The organism is Hydrogenispora ethanolica (assembly GCF_004340685.1).
Taxonomy (GTDB): domain Bacteria; phylum Bacillota; class UBA4882; order UBA8346; family UBA8346; genus Hydrogenispora; species Hydrogenispora ethanolica.
This window is the reverse complement of sequence record NZ_SLUN01000001.1, coordinates 187,315-204,371: the sequence shown is the minus strand read 5'-3', so window position 1 is coordinate 204,371 and position 17,057 is coordinate 187,315. Positions and strand designations below refer to the sequence as shown.

The following is a 17,057-nucleotide window of genomic DNA, read 5'->3' as shown; positions in this document are numbered from 1 at the left end:
ACCGGGGCAGCAAAAAGCCGCGGACAGCTCTGCCCGCGGCGTAAACTCGTTCCTGCTCGAAAAAACGAAAGGAAAAACTACGCACCCATCCAGGCAGAGCTGTGCAAGACGCTGCTAACGACGAAGATGTAGGCCGACATCAACTCCACCTCGATTTCTATCATGAATTAATTTTCATTAAACCACAGATCCAGAAAAATGTCAACTCCTGAAAAATGTCAACCGGGAATGGCGAAAGGTCAGGGTTACGCAAAGTCATTCCAAACATCGACTCGCGCGGAGACGCAGCGGCGCAGAGAATTGTGATTCAAGGCCAAATTAGGCAAATAACCCGGTTTATCTTTCCGTCATTCCTCCATTCCTTTGCGCCTCCGCGCCTCTGCGGGAGATTCGATATCAATCCCTCCGGAAGCCCGGGCGGTTCCGCCGCGCAGCCCGGAGGTTCCACCGGAGCCCGCAGCGGAGTCGCGCTCCGGCCGGGAAGGACCGCCGGGGCCCTGGGACGACCGTCCCGCCGGAATTCCGGGACCGGCCCGTAGCGCGGCGGCTCCTCCGGGAGCCATGGCAGGAGCGCGGAGCATCCGGGCGGACCGGCGCGGGCGGCAACCGGGCCGGAGAGTCATGATGGGGGCGAGCCATTCAAAATCATTACTTCGGGAGGGGGAACCGATGGTATAATGAAATGAGAAGAAGGGTTGCAACCGGCGCGGCCTAAGGCCGGGGCCGGCGGAAGGGGCGATGGGCGTGGCGGCAATGGATACCGTGGCCCGGTGGGTGTTTTTCATCAACTTATCCTTGCTCTTGCTCCATGAAATGGATGCCGTGCGCCGGGGGGAGTGGCGGATGTTCCCCTTCCTCAAAACGCTTCCGGAGGAACGGGCGTACCGCCTCTTTACCCTGCTGCATCTGCCGCTCTACACCCTGCTGCTGTGGTTGTTGGGCGAGGGGGCTCCAGTCCCGGGGATGGCTGCGGTCGATCTGTTCCTGGTGGCCCACGCCGTGCTGCACCGCTGCTGCGAACGGCATCCCGGCTACGGTTTCCGGAGCCGTTTCTCCCGGAGCATCATCTACGCCATGGCCGGCCTGGCCCTGCTCCACCTGGCGCTGGGAATCGCTCCCGAGAGCGTGGATCTGTTCTGGAAGGTCCGTTTCAAGGGGATAGCGGTTTGAAGGGGATATGCTTTCAAATGATACGGAGTGTTTTAAATATGGGGCCTCGGGGCCATGTTTTGAAGGGCTTTTTTCAAATCATGGAGAATTATGAACGTTGCGACAAACTCCGGCCGAAGGCGCGGAGAAGCCACAATAGCCCGGAAAACAAGGGGTAAAGTCATCGGTTGAATCTTTGGGGATGAATGAATCATGAAGAAAAAAATCCTCATTTTCCATATCACTCATATTGAAAATCTGGATTCGATATTGCGCTGCCAAGGGATTTTTTGCAAAAACAGGCAGCCCGAAGGATGCCGCAATATTGCCTACGAATCCATTCAGGAAAGACGCGCCAGCACCGTAGTTCCGCTTTTTCCATATGGTATTTTACAAGATTATGTTCCTTTTTATTTCGCACCGCGCGCTCCGATGCTATATACGCTTCACAAAGGAAATGTGGCGGGGTTTGCGGAGGATCAGGGAAGAATCATTCATATCGTATCGTCGGTTGAAACCGTCGAAAAAACCGGATTGGCCTATGTCTTTACCGACGGGCACCCGATTATGGGTCTGAGTGAGTTTTACGCCGACCCGTCGGATTTTGACAAGATTGATTGGGAGATAATGAATACGGATTATTGGGCCGATATACCGGAAGACGGGGATCGGAAGCGCAGGCGTCAAGCGGAGTTTTTGATTCATCAGTTCTTTCCGGTCGGCGCGATTCTTGGAATTGGTGTCTTCGATCAAAATATTCGGAACGAAACAGCGGCGATCGTCGCCCGGAACGGGATGGAGATCCGGGTGGAAATCCGCCGGAATTGGTATTATTGAAACAGGGTGAGGACGATGATTGAAATTCGGCAAGCTGGGAATCTCCTGCGCGAAAACGTGGAGGCGTTGGTGAACACCGTTAATTGTGTCGGTGTAATGGGCAAGGGGATTGCCCTCCAGTTCAAACAGGCGTATCCCGAGAATTTTAGCGCTTATAAAAAAGCTTGCGCCCGTCATGAGGTCAAAACCGGGCGGATGTTCGTCTTTGCCACGGGGGCGTTATTCGGGGTCAAATATATTATCAATTTTCCCACTAAGGATCATTGGAAGGAACGCTCGCGGATCGAGTATATTGAGGAAGGGTTGAGCGATCTCCAACGCGTGGTTCGGGAAAACGGAATTTGTTCCATTGCCGTGCCGCCGTTGGGTTGTGGAAACGGCGGGCTGGATTGGGAGCGCGTCAAACCGCTGATCCTGCGGAGCTTCGCAGAACTTTCGGATATCCGGCTCATCCTGTATGAACCGGTTGGAGCGCCGAAACCGGATATGCTTCCGATTCGAACCACGGAGCCGAAAATGACTCCGGGCCGGGCGGCTTTGTTGGGGTTGTTGCGGCAATATGAGATCCCTGGCTATGATCTGACACTGCTTGAGATCCAAAAGCTCATGTTCTTTCTGCAAGAAATGGGGGAGCCTTTGCGGTTGAACTATGTGAAACAAAAATACGGTCCCTATGCAAACAATTTGAACCATGTATTGCAAGCGCTAGACGGGCATTATATTACCGGTTACGGCGACCGCTCCCGGCAGGCGTCAATCCGGGTGATACCGGAACGGTTCGGGGAGACGGATGTTTTTCTGCGTCAGCATCCCGAAACGGAGCAACGGTTTGAAAAGGTGAAGAATCTCATCAGCGGATATGAAACGCCTTATGGCCTGGAGCTGCTGGCTACGGTCTATTGGGTGGTTCATAAGGAAAAGATCCGTGACGAATCGGAGATTATCAAGTCGATCCAGAGCTGGAATGAGCGGAAGAAGATGTTATTTAAGAAGGAGCATATCTTGAAGGCCTTGACGAAGTTGAGGGTGGCGGGAGTGCTTGAGAAATAGCGGCGGGAGTGGCCGCTGCTGCCTCGTCCCATCATTCTTGTCGGCTACCAATGGGTCTACTAAAATCGTAGAAAGACCGGATTTTGCACCGCGCCCCCGCCGTCAGGGCAATGTCATCAAGCGATAATACATATTTTGGGAACGAAGCACTATTCGTCTAGTATACAGCGATAAATGCGGGAAAAGCTTGAGATGCCTAAGAACAACCTCACCCCGACCCTCTCCGACGAATAGTCTTCTTCGAATCGGCTTTATCCCACGATGACTTGATGACATTGCGCCGCCAGGGAGGGCGGCGCCGCGGCGTTGATGGCGGATGAAATCACCGCCGTCGGCAGCGGGGAACCGACCCGGAAGCCGCCGGTAAGGGAGGCCGGCGGCAAACCATCAATGTCCATTTACCTTACCGGTCCAAGGACGGACCGGCCGTTGGAGGGGATACCCAAGGGGAAGCATCGTCCCCTTGGGCGGCCGGGTGCAGGGAGTGGCCGATTCACTCCCTGCCCGCCTCCAGGCGGAAACACAGCGGAGCCGACATCCCTGAATCGCCGGAAAAAAGCCCAGAAAAAAGGAAAACGCAAAATAAGAAGCTGCCAAAACGGCTATCGTGAAGTGAAGTTTGGCGGCTCTGGGGTCCACCCCTCAATCTATCTTTCTCCGTTCGGCTGGCATCCATCCCTGGATGCCTCACGCTGAAGCCCTCCTGGCTTCTGGCCTCAGGGAGAAACGAACCGTCATTCTGCGGGTCTCTATTCTCTGCCTGTTCAGGGAGTGGCGACTCACTCCCTGCCCGCCTCCAGGCGGAAACACAACGGAGCCGACATCCATGAACCGCCCAAGAAAAATCTTCAAAACAAGAAGCTGCCCGCGGAGGGCAGCTTCTTTCAATAAAAGGAGGTTCGTGAAATGCTCGGTTATTCGGTCCGGATGCCTTGTTCCCGGGTGGGATGGGACTCCGCGACCAGGATATCGGCCCGGCGGTTGAAACGCCAGGCGGCTTCGGCGTGTCCTTTGCGCAGAGGATGGGCTTCCCCGTAAGCATAGGTCTTGATCCGCGCCGCGGCGATGCCCTGACGGACCAGGTAGTCCTGGACAGCCTTGGCCCGGCGGGCGGAAAGCTTGAGGTTATAGGCGGCGGCGCCCCGTTCGTCGGCATGGCCGCCAATCAGGATGTACAAGGCGGAATTCGCTTTGAGGTGAGCGATATTGGAATCCAGCGCGGCGAGTTGGTCCGGCCGGAGGATTGCCTTGTCGAAATCGAAATAGACCGCTTTCAAAAACCCGTTCGGGTTTTCGGTAGCTGCCGGGGCGGCGGGAGCCGGGACCGGAGCGGAATGCTGCGCCGGGGTTGCAGCGGACCCTTCCGCCGGAGCGGGCGTCGGAGTGGTCTCCGGCAGAGGCGCCGGAGTCGCGGACGGAGCTTCCGGAAGGGTTTCCGGTTCAGCCTCGACTTCCTCTTCCTCCGGAACCGGTTGGGCCACGACGGCTTCGGTTACTTCAAAACCGGCGCTCAGCACGGCGGTTTTGCCGTCGGCATTGGCCACCAACAGGTCATAGACAGCGGGTTGAATCGCCTGCAGATCAAAGGTGCATTGGAGATGGCTGTCCGAAAGCAGTGTGACACTGGAGGCGGAGAGGGCGGTCGCCCCGTTCGTCGCCAGCTGGACCTGGGCTCCGGGCCGGAAGGCGGAACCGAAGATATTCAGGCTCACGGTGGCGTTGAGCTGGCCGGACGGAGGTTCGACCGCGCGAATGGCCGGCGCCGGATTCTCGATGATAAAACCGCCCACCAGCATGCCGGACTTCTCTTTCTTGGAGAATTTCCGGGTATGGGTGACGACCACATTCCAGGGACCGGCGGCTTTGCCGTTCAGGTCGAAGCTGCAGTCGATCCGGGATTTCGATACCACCTGCACGTTCTGGGCAAGGATATCGGGCTCTCCGTCCCGGGTCAGCTTCACCTGGGCCGACTTGGCAAACTTGGCTCCGGTGATGCTTACCTGGACGGTGGAATTGTTGATGCCGGCGGCGGGGGCAATCGCGGCCGGCTGAGGCGTCGCGGGACCGAATAATGCGATAAACAAGCCAACGACCGCGACGATTACGGCTTCCTTCATGATGATCATTCCTTTCAAGTATGATTGGCTCGCTGAAGTTAGGTCATGGCGACACCTCCTTCAATTATTCAATCGACCCGCGCCGGCCCGGACTTTAGCGCTTTCCGAAAGGCCCGGTCCTAAACCGGCGGGGGAAGCTTGGCGGAATGATGCTGACGCCGGCCCGTGGCGGGCGGCGCCGGAAACGCCTATCCCAGCTGTCTTTCGACCCAAAGAGTCGCCGCGCCCATGGCGATGGCTTTATCGCCGAAATAGCCGCCCTTGCTGAAGACCACTTTTTGCCGCTCATCCAGGTTCAGCTTTTCCAAGGCGACCCGGACGGCGGTGGTATAAAACAGCTCGGAGTGGGAGACCAGCGGGCCGCTCAAAATCACCAGGCTGGGATTGAGCAGCTTGATGTAGTTGGCCAGTCCCGTCCCGAAATAGCAGGCGGCGTTGCTGAGCACCTCCCGGGCCAGCGCGTCGCCCTTGGCGGCGACGTTGCAGATATCGGTGTAGCGGATCGCCGTCAAGGGCTTGACGACCATGGAGGTCCGGCCCAGCTTCAGGCCTGCCACGAATTTCTTGACGATGGCGATGATCGAGGCGTAGGCCTCGATGCAGCCGAAATTGCCGCAACTGCAGGGTTCGCCGTCGACGGCGATCACCATGTGGCCGAAAGCGTCCTCGGCGCCGCGAATGCCGCGGACGATCCGCCCCGCGGCGGTGGCCCCGGTGCGGATCCCGCCGCTGCAATGGAAGAAGGCCATATTCCGGTGGTCGCGGCCCAGGCCGAAGAGGTTCTCGGCCAGCACGGCGGCAGCGGCGCCGAGATCGACGGCGACCGTCACTCCCAAAACCTGCTCCAGCATGGTCTGGATCGGCACTTCGGTCCAGCCCGGCGCCTTGAAGTTCCGGGGATGGAGCATCAGGCCCCGCTCCGGATCGAGCGGGCCGGCCGTGCCCAGTCCGGCGCCGATCAGCTGTTCATCAGCGATCCCGAGCTGGCCGGCCAGCCGCCTGACGGCCTCGCCGATCAGGCGCGTCGTCTTCTCGGGGGTGCAGGACTCGTCCATCTCAAACTGCTCGCGGGCCATGGGCTCCATTTTGAGGTTGGCCAGCACCACCTGGGTGTAGGGCCGGGAGATGTCGAGGCCCGCGACATAAAAGTCCCGGGGATTGATGTCGTAGAGCACCGGTTTCCGGCCGCCGGTGGATTCGCCGATCCCGACCTCGGCGATGAGCCTGGCCTCCAGCAGGGGCCGCATCATCCGGCTCAGCGTGGCCACATTGGTCTGAAGCAGGGATAACAGATCGGCGCGGGCGATCGGGCCGCGCCGCTGAATCACCTGGAAAAGATGCTTCTTCTCCGGGTCCAGCTGAATCAGAGGATTGTCTGTCACTACCTGCTCCAACCCCTTTTGGGACAAGGTTCCTTTCCTACTATTATAGTTACTTCCTTACAGATTGTAAACAAGTATTCCAAATCCTGATGGCATTTTAGGAAAAAGCTCCCGGCCGGGTCGGAGAAAATCCTTATTTTATAAGGTGATGGGCGGGTCAAAACGCAATGGAAGAAGGATTGTCAGGGGAACTTCTTTGCAAAAATAATATAAAGTAGGGAGAAACCGGGCGGGATCGGAAAGAATGGGCAGCCTCGGGAAGCAGGAGGCGGCGGGCGGGCCGTGGGGGCAACAGGAGCGGGCCGGCCGGTTCAGGCGATGATCTGGCGCAGGATCCGGTCCAGGTCGTCGATGGGGTAGGGCTTGACCAGTGCGCCGCAGAAGCCGTGCTTTCGGAAGTCGGAGAGGACCGGGTCGTTGGCGTAACCGCTGGAAATGACCGCTTTGACCCCGGGATCGAGGCTGCGGAGGTGGGCCAGGGCCTCCAGGCCGCCCATGCCGCCGGGGACGATCAGATCCATGATCACCGCCTGGAAAGGCTGGCCCGCTTCGAGCGCCTGGCGATAGGCGGCCACGGCCGCCTGGCCGTTTTCGGCCAAGGCCACCTGGTAGCCGTAGAAGGAGAGCGTTTCGCCGACCACCTCCCGGATCAGCGCTTCGTCGTCCATCAGCAGGATCCGGGCGCCGGCCCGGTCGGAGGAGGAAGCGGCGGCCGGCTCCGGGTCCGCCGGCTGGGCCGCGGCGGCGGGCAGATGGATGACGAAGGTCGAGCCCTGGCCTTCGGCGGAGTCCACTTCCAGGTAGCCGTGGTGTTTCCGGATGATCGAATAGGCGGTGGCCAGACCTAGGCCAACGCCGTCCTTTTTGGTGGTGAAGAAGGGATCGAAGATCCTGGACAGGTCCTGGCGGGGGATGCCGATCCCGTTGTCCTGGACTGCGACCCGGATGAAACGGGCCGCTTCGCCGTCCCCGGCGCTCAGGGCGGCGTTGGAGGCGCTGACCCTGATGGTCCCGCCGCCGGGCAGGGCTTGAAGGGCATTGATCAAGAGATTCTGAAGCACCTGGCCGATCAGGCCCTCGTCGATCTCGGCGCCCCAGAGATCCGGGGCGATCGTCACGGTACAGTTCACCGGGGAATCCCGGCGGAGCGCCTCCACCGCCTCTTGGATCAGCCGGCCCAGGGCCGTCGAGTGCTTGCGGAGCGGCGCGCCGCCCTTGGCGAAGGTCAGCAACTGCTTGGTCAGCTCGCTGGCTTTGAGGGTGACTCCGACCGCGTCGGACAGGCAGTGGTGGGGCTGGACCCCTTGCTCCAGCTTGAGCAGGGCCAGTTGCAGGTTGGCGAGGATCGCCTCCAGCGCGTTGTTGAAGTCATGGGCGATGCCCCCGGCCAGCACCCCCAGGGATTCCAGGCGCTCGGCGGTGAGGAGCTTCTGTTCCTTGGTGAAATCGGCCAGCATCAGCCAGGCGTAACGCCTGCCGTCGTGCTGTAACGGCCCGGCGTTGATGTATCCAAAGAGCGGCCGCGGCTTGGGGAGGCAGGGAATGGCCGGTTGGCCATGGCGGGAGATGTTCGCCCCGGCCAAGGCTTCGTGGGCGGCCCGCCATAGATCGCAGCCTTGGCAGGATGCGCGGGCTCCGGTCCGGCAACCCGTCGCAAGGATGCAGTCAAAAGCGCCGTTTTCTTCCCGCGCGGCGGGGGACGGCGCTGCCTGGTCCGTTCCGGCGAATTGGATGGCCGCGGGGTTCATCCTGTGGATCCGGCCGTCCGAATCGACGATCAGAAAGACGAAAGGAACGGCGTCAAATAAAGCTTCGAAAAAGGGATTCTCTTCCCATGACGCTTTCAGCAACTTCGCAACCGTCTCTCCCTTGAGTTCGAGGTAGGCAAGAACGGACGACGCGCCGCCGCCTAACATTACCTCTATCATACTACAGCGCAAGGGTTGGAGGAAACCACTTTTTTACAAATTTTGATAAAACGTTCCAATCCGGCCGCAGAGCGGCGGGGAACGAAGAAGGGACGGGAGCGAAAAAGCGGAAGATGCGGAAGGGCCGGCCGGTATTCAGTCGGAGCTCCGGTCGGGCGGCCGGGCTACCCGTTTCAGCACTTTGTGGAGTTCGTCCACCTTGTAGGGCTTGGAGACCACGCCGTCGAAGCCGTGCGTCCGGTACTCGGCCAGCAGCGGGTCATTGGCGTAGCCGCTGCTGACAATGACCTTGGCCGCGGGGTCGCAATTTTTGAGGAGCGGCAGGGTCTCCTGGGCCCCCATTCCGCCCGGCACGGTCAGGTCCAGGATGACCACGTCGAACGGCGCGCCGCTCTGTTTGGCCTGCCGGTAGAGGGCCACCGTCTCCGCGCCGTCCCGGGCGAAGGTGACCTGATGGCCGTAGTAGCCCAGCATCTCGCCGATCCGGTGCAGAATCATCTCCTCGTCGTCCATCAACAGCAGCTTGAGGCCAGGACCGGAGCAGGCCGTCTCGCTGCGGGTCTCGGCCGCTCCCCCCCATTTTGTGGCGGCCGCGGCCGGCAGGTAGATGACGAAGGTGGTCCCGTTGCCCGGCTCGGACTGGACTTCGATATAGCCGTTGTGCTTGTTGATAATCGAATAGCTGGTGGCCAGGCCCAGACCGGTCCCCTCGCGCTTGGTGGTGAAGAAGGGATCGAAGATCCGGGAGAGGTTTTCCTTGGGAATGCCGACCCCTTGATCCTGAAAGATCAGCCGGATGTAATTGCCCGGCCGGTAGATGCTGCCGGACGGAAAGACGGCGTTTTCAGCCCGGATGTCGATGACGCCGCCGCGGGGCATGGCTTGCTTGGCGTTGATGATCAGATTGTAGATCACCTGGCTGATCTGGCTCTCGTCCACGTCGGCCGGGCAGAGGTCTTCGGCCAGGTAAAAACGGGCCTTGATCTTGGAGCCGCGCAGCGCGAACTGGGTGGCGTTCCGGACCAGCTCCCCGATGGGCGTGGGCTGGCGCACCGGCACGCTCTCCCGGGCGAAGGTCAAAAGTTGCCGGGTGAGATCGCTGGCCTTGCGGGTGGTCTCCACGGTGTCCTGGAGATAGGCCCGGATGTCCTGGCCCTTCTCCAGCTTCATCTGGGTCAGCTGCAGGTTGGCCAGGATGGCGGCGAGCAGATTGTTGAAGTCATGGGCGATCCCTCCGGCCAGGGTGGTCAGGGACTCGAGCTTTTGCGCCTTGAGCAGTTCTTGTTCGGTCCGGAGCCGCTCGGTGATGTCCTCAAAGGTCAGGACCACGCCGTATTCGTTGCCCTGATCGCGGATGGGCGCGCAATGGACCGCGATCCGCAGCTGTTGCCGGTCCCTGGTGACGAGCACCGCGCCTTCGGGATCGCTCTGCTCCAGGATATCCAGCGGCCGCCCCCCGGTGTCGCTGATCCGGAAGACCTCCGCCAGCGGCCGGCCCGAGGCCTCGACCATGTCGTACCCCGTCAGTTGCTCGGCTTTCTCATTCATCAGCACGATCCGGCCGTCCTGATCGGCGGCGATGACCGCCTCGCCGATGGAGCGCAACGTTACCAGCAGCCTTTCCCGCTCGGCGGCCAGATTTTGGCGGTCGGCCTTTTGCTGGGTGATATCCCGGTGAATGCTGCACATGCCGATGATCCGGCCCTCCGGATCGCGGATGGGGGCGTTTTTGATGGAGACATTGAGCAGCGTACCGTCGCGGCGCACCCGGACCGTCTCGAACAGGCGGGACTGGCACTCCTGAGCCAGCTGGAAGAGGTCTTGCCGGCCGGCCGGGTGCCGGTCGTCCGGATGAATGATCGCCAGCGGCTGGCCGACGGCATCGGTGGCCGGGTAGCCGTAGATCTGCTCCGCGCCCCGGTTCCAGCTGAGGATGATCCCGGCCGTGTCGGTGCTGATGATGGCGTCCTCGGAGGACTCGACGATCAGCGCCAGCTGATTGTGGGTCGCCTCCAGCTGCTTGCGCTCGCTGATGTTGTGAAAGAAGACCGACAGTCCGTTCCGGGAAGGATAGACGTGAAACTGGCACCAGAAGCCCAGATCCGGCGATTCAAAGCAGGCCACCCGTTCCTCGGTCATGGCCCGGCGCAGCTCGGCGACGGTGGTGGCGCTGAGGCCGGGGAAGACCCGCCAGATGTCCTGGTGCAGCAGGCGCTCCTTGGCCATGCCGATCTGACGCTCGGCGGCCTGGTTAACGTAGCTAAAGCGCCAGAGGCGATTCAGGCCGAAGAAGCCGTCCGTGATGCTCTCGACAATGTCCAGAATCGCCTGGCGCGAACTCTGCAGCTCGGCCTCGGCCACCTTTTGGTCGGTGATCTCCCGCAGAAAGACCGCCAGCCCCTCCTCGGAGGGGTAGGCGTGGATCTCCAGCCACCGGCCGGGTTGATGGACCATTTCATACTGAAAGTGGACCGCGACATTTTGATCCAGCGCCCGCTGGTACTCGCGGCGGAGTCGGCCCTCCGCCAAGCGGGGCAGGGCCTCCCAGATATTCCGGCCCAGGAACTCCAGGCATTGGCCGTCGAATAGCAGCTGGGAGGCTGCGGGATTGATGTGGGTGAAGCGCCACTGGCGGTCCAGCTTGTAGCAGCAGTCGGTGATGCTTTCCAGGGTCATGGCCAGTTCCCGGCGGGAGCGCTGGATGGCCTCGCCGTAGCTCTGGTCCAGCCGCTGTTGGACCCGGCGGCTGACCCGCCTGCAGCAGGCCAGCGCCAGCGGGCAGGAGACCAGGATCAGAAGCAGTACGCCGCCGAAGAGGTAGAGATAGCAGAGGAACAAGTCTGAGAGGGTGACGTTGGCAAAACTATAACCTACGAGCGTGCCGTCACGGGTCAGCGGCTGAACGTACTGCAGCAGCCAGGTCCGCCGGGACGGCGACCAGAAAAACCAATGCCGCGCCCCGCCCTCGAGGTCGGACAGCCGCTCCTCGTCCGCTGCTACGCGGCCCCGGCGGACGCTGGCCGCCAGGACCCGCCGGTAGCGAGAGGAATAAAATCCTGCCGCATAGTTGCGGGGGAAGGACTGAATGATTCCGGCGATGGCCGGCCTTAACTGGCGTTGAATGGCTGCCGGGTTTTCCCGGCGGAGGATGGCGGAGTTTTGTGAGACGACCCGATTGACGAGGGAAGTAAGGGTCTCCAGGCGGTCCGATTTCAGGTGAATCACGGAATAGCCGTGATAGATCGTGACCAGCAACAAGGAGACCAGGCAGAAGATGAGGGTCGCCGCCCAGGGAATGCGCTTTAGGTCCGAAACGAATTCGTTTTTCAAGGGAGCCTCCCGGCTTTTTCAAGATGCCATGCAACCCCGCGTCCAAGCGCGACAAGACGCCCCCGGCGCCTGAACCGCCGGCCGAAATGCCGCTGGGCCGTCCCGCTCCTCACGCGCAGGTTCCAATCGAAACAAAGCTGCCTATCTTATTCTACCAGATAATTTACAATTAATTAATATGGAATACCATAATAATTTGGGTTTTTCCAAAAAAATTATGTTGCATTTGGGCCCGGCCGGTGGAGGGCAGGTCCGGGGCGATTTGTGACTTTAGCGGGGGAAACTGTACCATGGGCAGCAGTGCAAATCTAAGCCGCGCTCATAAGATATAACAAGTCACATGGATGGATGAAAGACACCTCCGGGAAGAAAAGTAAGCGAGGTGAACAATATGGGTGTTTATGATGGAGCCGGCGTTGGCGGCGGTTGGTGGATTTGGATCTTCTTCTTCATCATCATTTTCTTTTTCTTGTTTGCTGGCGGTTGGAATAGTGGCGGCTGTTGCCGGTAAATTCAGGGGGAAGGTGCTAAGGATATCCGCGCCAAACGGCGCGGATATCCTTATGTTATCGCGGTTTGGGATACCAAGGGCAAACCTGGTGAAATTACGGTTCGAACGACAGGCCGGACTGTTGGCGTTCCTGGCGAATGCGTTCCATGATCCGGAAAGCCCGGTCCAGATCGCCGGCGGCGATGGCCCTGAAGAACAGGTTGACTTCCCGGTCCAGCAGCACTTGATAACGGCTCCGGCGGTATGCCTCAAGCGAGATGAGATTATCCATAGCACCTCCGTGGTTTGTGCCTCGCCACCGTAGTATGCCCCGGGACGGGATTCTTATCGCTGTCCCGACTGGACGGCCCTTTGGAGAGGCCGCCCGCCGGGACTTTGCGCAGCCGGTTTGAGCCCGGACGAATTTCAGGCCACCGGCAGCAGGAATTTTGAGGAAAAAGTATAAATACCTTGTAGTGGAAATCCGAATATAAACAATGAAAACGCTTTTTGAGCGGTTCATTTCCGTTGACTCATTCAATTCAGCCATCCGGCCCCGGATGGCGAAAGGGGCATGATCGTCCAAAATTCCTGGTTTTCTATCCGAATCCCTCCGCTGATTCAAAAAACAGAGAGAAAAAGCGATTCCAAGGAGGTCTTGCGGAGGCAAGCAGCGCGGGTCCGCCGGACGGTCCGGGCCTTCCGGGGACAAGCGATCGCGATAGACCCATCAAGGGCAGATTCAAGGGAGGCATGGCAATGGGCAAGTTGAAGTTGGGCTTTATGGGCAAGCGGGACGGGCTGATCTTTTCGTTTTTGTCCCGTTTCAAGGTCTTGCACCAGATCTTGGCGACGGTGGTGATTCTCATCCTCTTTCTGGCCATTGAGGGCTATTCGAGCCTGGGGATCATCGACCAGATGCAGGAGGTGACCCGCAAGGTCTTCAACCAGAGCACCCAGGCCGCGGCGACGATCAATGCCGCCAAGGAGGCGATGAGCCGCTTGCGCCAGGATTATCTGGCGGTCCTGGCCGGGGTGGCCTTTATGAGCGCTCCCGGCACCGAAACGCTGAGCACCGCGCTGTCGGGCCTGGTGTCGGGGTATCCCGAGGAAGCCGAGCGCGTGCGGAAGCAGGAGCAGAAGATCCGGGAGCTGGCGCAGCAGCCGGTCAACCGCGAAAACTTCGAGCAGCTGGACAGGGAGCTGAATATTCTGGGCATCATCGTCAATTCGCTGCAGGACAAGAATACCAGCGGCGCCCTGACGGCGATGAATTTCGGCAATCAGTATTCCAGCCAGGCCCGTTGGGTGACCACGGTCACCCTGGTATTGTGCATCGGAATCGCACTCATTCTGGGCTTTTTGATCGCTTCCTCCATCTCCCGGCCGCTCAAACGGATGGTGGAAGCCTCTTATTCGCTGGCCTTCGGCAACCTCTCCCAGAAGGTTCAGGGGGAAGGATGCCACGAGGTGAAGGAAGTGGTGAACGGCCTGAACCACGCCATCGAAGGGCTGCAAAAACTGATCCGCGACATCCACGAACGCTCCGAGGTGCTGCTGGCGGCCAGTAAGGACCTGCACGTCGCGGCCGCGGAGTCGGGGCGTTCGGCGGGGGAGGTCTCCCGGGCCATGGAGGAGCTGACCCGGGGCTCGTCCGAGCAGGCCAACCAGGTGATCGAAGCGGTGGCCGCGGTCAACCAGCTCTCCGAGCTGGTGCGGCAAGTAACGGCCGACGCCGAGGCCATGGCCGAAACCTCCGGCAAGGTGGCGACTTCGGCGGCTTCCGGCCAGACCGTCACCCGCAACGTTGCGGCCGAGATGAATGAGATCTACGGCTCGACCCAGGCGGTGGCGGCGGTCATGGGCGAGCTGACCCAGGCCTCGGAGAAGATCGACGAATTCACCGCGGTCATCCAGGGAATCGCCGAGCAGACCTCGCTGTTGGCGCTGAACGCCTCGATCGAGGCCGCCCGCGCCGGCGAACACGGCCGGGGCTTCGCGGTGGTGGCCGAGGAGACCGGAAAACTGGCCGAGCAGTCCAAGACCGCGGCGCAGATGATCGTGGGAGTGGTCGAGGAGATGCGCGGCAAGACCCGCCACGCGGTCCAGCTCAGCCAGACCGGCATCACCCGGGTGGAGTCGGGCAAAAACCTGACCACCGCCGCCATGACCACCTTCGACGAGATCTTCCGGGTCCTGGACAAGATGGTGACCCAGACCGAACGGGTGGCGGGGTCGGTCCGGCAGATGGCGGAGAAGAACGAGAAGGCCATCGCCGCCATGACCACCATCGCCGCGGTCAGCGAGCAGAGCACCGCCAGCACCCAGGAGGTCTCCGCCACCGCCGAGGAACAGAGCGCCGGTTCGGAGCAGGTGATGGCGCTGGCCGAAAATCTGGCGGGCGTGGCCAACAGCCTGAAGGAATCGGTCTCGGTCTTCACCATCGACGCCGAGCCGCTGCCGGATCAAAACCGATAATCCATTACGCGCAGGCGCTGACGCCCACGGACCCTCCGGCCCGTGGGTTTCTTTTTGGTTTGGGAACGGACCCTTGTGACACATAAGCGCCGGGCCGGGTGGAAGGCTACGCCCATGGAAGATCGGTTTGTGCGGGGCATCGTCGGCGGCCCGTTCGCCTTGGACCGGCTGCCAAGGGGCCTGGCCGGGCATAGCTACGCCTTCATCCCGCAGCTCCTTTTCAGCATGTTCCTGGGCGTGGTCTTCGTCTATCTGGCGCCGCGGATCGCCAGCCGCCATTATCTGATCAAGGGCGCTTTCTACGGCGGGATCGTCTGGTTTTTTATCAAAACGGCGGTACTCCTGTACCACCTGGAGCTCCTTTACTTCAAAAACCTGAGTTCGGCCGTTGAAAATTTGGCTGATTCGGTCCGCTACGGGATTCTGCTGGCCTGGATCGTCCGGCGGTTCGAGCGGCGGCGGCAGCAAGAACAGGGGCGGCCCGGAAGGGTTGAAAGGCTAGGACAAACTTTCGGTACGGCTGTTCAGCCGATGGTCGATGAAGGCGACCAGCCAGCCGTAGCAGACCGACATCGCCAGGGTGCTCAGAGGGGTAATCGGGTTTTTGGGCATTAATTCGGTGATGCGGTACAGCTTGATGATGGAGATCAGAATAAACCAGCAGGAGCCGCCGTAAAAGACGCCGCGCACCAGATGGTGCCGGGTGGGGAAGAGCGGCGCCACAATACAGGTAAAGACGGCCCCCAGCCCGATACTGAATCCCAATTCGATCAGAAAGGCGACCATTTCTCCGCCGAAATTCCGCGGCATGCCCCCGAGCGCCATCTCGCCGAGGTAATCCCAGAAATCCAATTGCTTGACATGAAACCATTTCCGCGGCAGAAAATCCGGGATATCCTTGATGAACCCGGCGATTAACCCGGCAATCAAGCCCCGGAGGAAACGATCGTCCACGGGTTTCCATAACCACTTCAGCATTGCGGCCCGTCCCACTTTTTGAAAACAGTATTCCCAGTATTCCCAAACTTTAATCCAGATATTCCCAAAAGATCGTTGATGGGACGAGCGCGCCGGAAATTTAACGGGGAATGCCGCTCAGGCCGGGAAGGTAGACGGCGGCGGTTTCGGCCGCCTGGAGCGTCCGGCTCGGCCGGGTCGGCTCAGCCAGGTCCGGTTCGGCCGGGTCCGGCTCGGCCAGGCCCAGCCGTTTCAGCCGGATCGCCAGCGATTGGCGGGAGACGTCGCAGATCCGGCGCAAGGCGTCGGAACCTTCCTCCATGTGGCCGCGGAGGAACGCCTCCGGCATCAGGAGTTCCTCCGCGAAGAGGTTGGCCTCGCGGTTGATCACCCAGGCGACCTGGCGGCCCAGCTTCGAGGCTGCGCTGAAGCTCAGGTCGTACTCCTCGAAATGGCCCAGCAGAATATGGCCCAGCTCGTGGGCGATAGTCCAGCGCAGCCGGCAGGAGGCCGTGCGGCCGCCGGTTTTTTTCAGAAAGATCAGGTAGCGGTCGCGCAGATAGTAGGTGACCGCTTCTTCGTTGTCGTCGAGCGCGTCGTCGTGAAACCGCAGGATGTAGCCGCAGGCTTCGCAGACCGCCAGGACGTCCACTGGCAGAAACTTGGGGAGCTTCTCCTGGACGCGGCGGGCGGTCTGGCGCGCCCGATCCTCTCTGACGTTCATTCCTTGTCCTTTTTTTCGCTCCGTTCCACTTCATCAATGATCCGGAGAGAGATTTTGGCCAGTTCCAGTTTTTTCTTGCGTTGCTCCGGTGTAAGCTTGGACCAGGACCGCCGGATGAAACTGATCAGCTCCGCTTCCTCGTCGGTGATCGAGCTGATGTCGTAGCGGGCGGTATGGGGGATCTTGCCGGTGTCGAGACGGCTGTAGCTGGGCAGCCAGTCGGGGGTCAGGTGTCCCGCGACCACCATCATCTCGTCGTAGGTGACGCCGTTATGGGCTTGGTCGGCCAGTTGCTTGATGGTCTGGGGGTTGGGCGGGGCGTCCAGTAACGCCCGGGACAACCGGGAGATGTGCGCCGAGGAGATTCCGGTCTGCCGGGCATATTCGTTGAGCGACCGGTCGCCTTGAGCCCGGATCAGCAATGCGGCAAATTTTTCTTTGTCAAACATTTCACACCGCTCCTTTATTACCAGTACTACTACGCCGGCCATTCGCCGGGACCGCGTTTTTTGGAAGGGTCCGGAAAAATGACTCGGTACAATAACCTTATTATAGCATGTTTGTTTACCATAATCAACCTTTTTATTAACCTCGATCAATAAATTGTTGTTGACT

General features: G+C 60.2%; 15 protein-coding genes. 5 read left to right on the top strand and 10 right to left on the bottom strand.

The features are described 5' to 3' along the window. Window positions 1–347: 347 nt before the first annotated feature. Window positions 348–785, bottom strand: a complete 438-nt coding sequence (locus EDC14_RS00855) for a hypothetical protein (RefSeq protein WP_132012287.1) — start codon at window positions 783–785, stop codon at window positions 348–350. Between EDC14_RS00855 and EDC14_RS00850 the strand changes: the two genes are divergently transcribed. The 3 genes from EDC14_RS00850 to darG all read left to right on the top strand — a co-directional run bounded on the left by EDC14_RS00850 (window position 754) and on the right by darG (window position 3,036). Continuing rightward, window positions 754–1,170, top strand: a complete 417-nt coding sequence (locus tag EDC14_RS00850; RefSeq protein ID WP_341540136.1) for a DUF6713 family protein — start codon at window positions 754–756, stop codon at window positions 1,168–1,170. The genes EDC14_RS00855 and EDC14_RS00850 overlap by 32 nt on opposite strands. Window positions 1,171–1,362: 192 nt before the next feature. Beyond that, window positions 1,363–1,986: a type II toxin-antitoxin system toxin DNA ADP-ribosyl transferase DarT gene (gene darT, locus EDC14_RS00845; protein ID WP_132012285.1), complete on the top strand. Its 624-nt coding sequence runs from the start codon at window positions 1,363–1,365 to the stop codon at window positions 1,984–1,986. A 15-nt stretch (window positions 1,987–2,001) separates the two neighbouring features. Next, complete coding sequence (darG, locus tag EDC14_RS00840; protein ID WP_207930687.1) at window positions 2,002–3,036, top strand: type II toxin-antitoxin system antitoxin DNA ADP-ribosyl glycohydrolase DarG; 1,035 nt, start codon at window positions 2,002–2,004, stop codon at window positions 3,034–3,036. A gap of 251 nt (window positions 3,037–3,287) precedes the next feature. Here the strand turns inward: darG and EDC14_RS26515 are convergent, their stop codons facing one another. The 6 genes from EDC14_RS26515 to EDC14_RS26510 all read right to left on the bottom strand — a co-directional run bounded on the left by EDC14_RS26515 (window position 3,288) and on the right by EDC14_RS26510 (window position 12,575). Next, window positions 3,288–3,434: a hypothetical protein gene (locus EDC14_RS26515; RefSeq protein ID WP_165907692.1), complete on the bottom strand. Its 147-nt coding sequence runs from the start codon at window positions 3,432–3,434 to the stop codon at window positions 3,288–3,290. Window positions 3,435–3,950: 516 nt separating this feature from the next. Then, window positions 3,951–5,153: an OmpA family protein gene (locus tag EDC14_RS00835; RefSeq protein ID WP_165907691.1), complete on the bottom strand. Its 1,203-nt coding sequence runs from the start codon at window positions 5,151–5,153 to the stop codon at window positions 3,951–3,953. Between the two features lie 188 nt (window positions 5,154–5,341). Beyond that, window positions 5,342–6,535, bottom strand: coding sequence for an ROK family protein (locus EDC14_RS00830; RefSeq protein ID WP_132012283.1), 1,194 nt, complete (start codon window positions 6,533–6,535; stop codon window positions 5,342–5,344). Between the two features lie 311 nt (window positions 6,536–6,846). Next, window positions 6,847–8,385, bottom strand: coding sequence for a hybrid sensor histidine kinase/response regulator (locus tag EDC14_RS00825; RefSeq protein ID WP_165907690.1), 1,539 nt, complete (start codon window positions 8,383–8,385; stop codon window positions 6,847–6,849). 213 nt (window positions 8,386–8,598) lie between these two features. Then, window positions 8,599–11,793, bottom strand: coding sequence for a PAS domain S-box protein (locus tag EDC14_RS00820; RefSeq protein ID WP_132012281.1), 3,195 nt, complete (start codon window positions 11,791–11,793; stop codon window positions 8,599–8,601). Window positions 11,794–12,398: 605 nt separating this feature from the next. Continuing rightward, entirely contained in the window at window positions 12,399–12,575 is a 177-nt protein-coding gene (locus tag EDC14_RS26510; protein WP_165907689.1) for a hypothetical protein, read from the bottom strand. A gap of 467 nt (window positions 12,576–13,042) precedes the next feature. Here EDC14_RS26510 and EDC14_RS00810 point away from each other — a divergent pair, with 467 nt between their 5' ends. Together EDC14_RS00810 and EDC14_RS00805 are read left to right on the top strand one after the other, a co-directional pair. Continuing rightward, window positions 13,043–14,761: a methyl-accepting chemotaxis protein gene (locus EDC14_RS00810; RefSeq protein WP_165907688.1), complete on the top strand. Its 1,719-nt coding sequence runs from the start codon at window positions 13,043–13,045 to the stop codon at window positions 14,759–14,761. A 114-nt stretch (window positions 14,762–14,875) separates the two neighbouring features. Then, window positions 14,876–15,376 (top strand): hypothetical protein, encoded by a 501-nt coding sequence (locus EDC14_RS00805; RefSeq protein ID WP_132012279.1) that lies wholly within the window; start codon window positions 14,876–14,878, stop codon window positions 15,374–15,376. Here EDC14_RS00805 and EDC14_RS00800 read toward each other — a convergent pair. The 3 genes from EDC14_RS00800 to EDC14_RS00790 all read right to left on the bottom strand — a co-directional run bounded on the left by EDC14_RS00800 (window position 15,260) and on the right by EDC14_RS00790 (window position 16,891). Next, the gene (locus EDC14_RS00800) at window positions 15,260–15,739 is read right to left on the bottom strand and encodes a hypothetical protein (RefSeq protein ID WP_132012278.1); all 480 of its coding nucleotides are present in this window, start codon (window positions 15,737–15,739) and stop codon (window positions 15,260–15,262) included. The genes EDC14_RS00805 and EDC14_RS00800 overlap by 117 nt on opposite strands. Before the next feature lie 100 nt (window positions 15,740–15,839). Continuing rightward, window positions 15,840–16,442, bottom strand: a complete 603-nt coding sequence (locus EDC14_RS00795) for an ImmA/IrrE family metallo-endopeptidase (RefSeq protein ID WP_132012277.1) — start codon at window positions 16,440–16,442, stop codon at window positions 15,840–15,842. Then, window positions 16,439–16,891, bottom strand: a complete 453-nt coding sequence (locus EDC14_RS00790) for a DNA-binding protein (protein WP_132012276.1) — start codon at window positions 16,889–16,891, stop codon at window positions 16,439–16,441. Before EDC14_RS00790 ends, EDC14_RS00795 begins: the two co-directional genes overlap by 4 nt. Window positions 16,892–17,057 lie beyond the last annotated feature (166 nt).

What these genes read in the sequence shown, in the direction of transcription:
- EDC14_RS00850 (WP_341540136.1), top strand. Translation starts at nt 754, where the DNA reads ATGGATACCGTGGCCCGGTGGGTGTTTTTCATCAACTTATCCTTGCTC.
- EDC14_RS00855 (WP_132012287.1), bottom strand. Translation starts at nt 785, where the DNA reads ATGAAAAACACCCACCGGGCCACGGTATCCATTGCCGCCACGCCCATC.
- darT (WP_132012285.1), top strand. Translation starts at nt 1,363, where the DNA reads ATGAAGAAAAAAATCCTCATTTTCCATATCACTCATATTGAAAATCTG.
- darG (WP_207930687.1), top strand. Translation starts at nt 2,002, where the DNA reads ATGATTGAAATTCGGCAAGCTGGGAATCTCCTGCGCGAAAACGTGGAG.
- EDC14_RS26515 (WP_165907692.1), bottom strand. Translation starts at nt 3,434, where the DNA reads ATGGACATTGATGGTTTGCCGCCGGCCTCCCTTACCGGCGGCTTCCGG.
- EDC14_RS00835 (WP_165907691.1), bottom strand. Translation starts at nt 5,153, where the DNA reads ATGAAGGAAGCCGTAATCGTCGCGGTCGTTGGCTTGTTTATCGCATTA.
- EDC14_RS26510 (WP_165907689.1), bottom strand. Translation starts at nt 12,575, where the DNA reads ATGGATAATCTCATCTCGCTTGAGGCATACCGCCGGAGCCGTTATCAA.
- EDC14_RS00810 (WP_165907688.1), top strand. Translation starts at nt 13,043, where the DNA reads ATGGGCAAGTTGAAGTTGGGCTTTATGGGCAAGCGGGACGGGCTGATC.
- EDC14_RS00805 (WP_132012279.1), top strand. Translation starts at nt 14,876, where the DNA reads ATGGAAGATCGGTTTGTGCGGGGCATCGTCGGCGGCCCGTTCGCCTTG.
- EDC14_RS00800 (WP_132012278.1), bottom strand. Translation starts at nt 15,739, where the DNA reads ATGCTGAAGTGGTTATGGAAACCCGTGGACGATCGTTTCCTCCGGGGC.
- EDC14_RS00795 (WP_132012277.1), bottom strand. Translation starts at nt 16,442, where the DNA reads ATGAACGTCAGAGAGGATCGGGCGCGCCAGACCGCCCGCCGCGTCCAG.
- EDC14_RS00790 (WP_132012276.1), bottom strand. Translation starts at nt 16,891, where the DNA reads ATGTTTGACAAAGAAAAATTTGCCGCATTGCTGATCCGGGCTCAAGGC.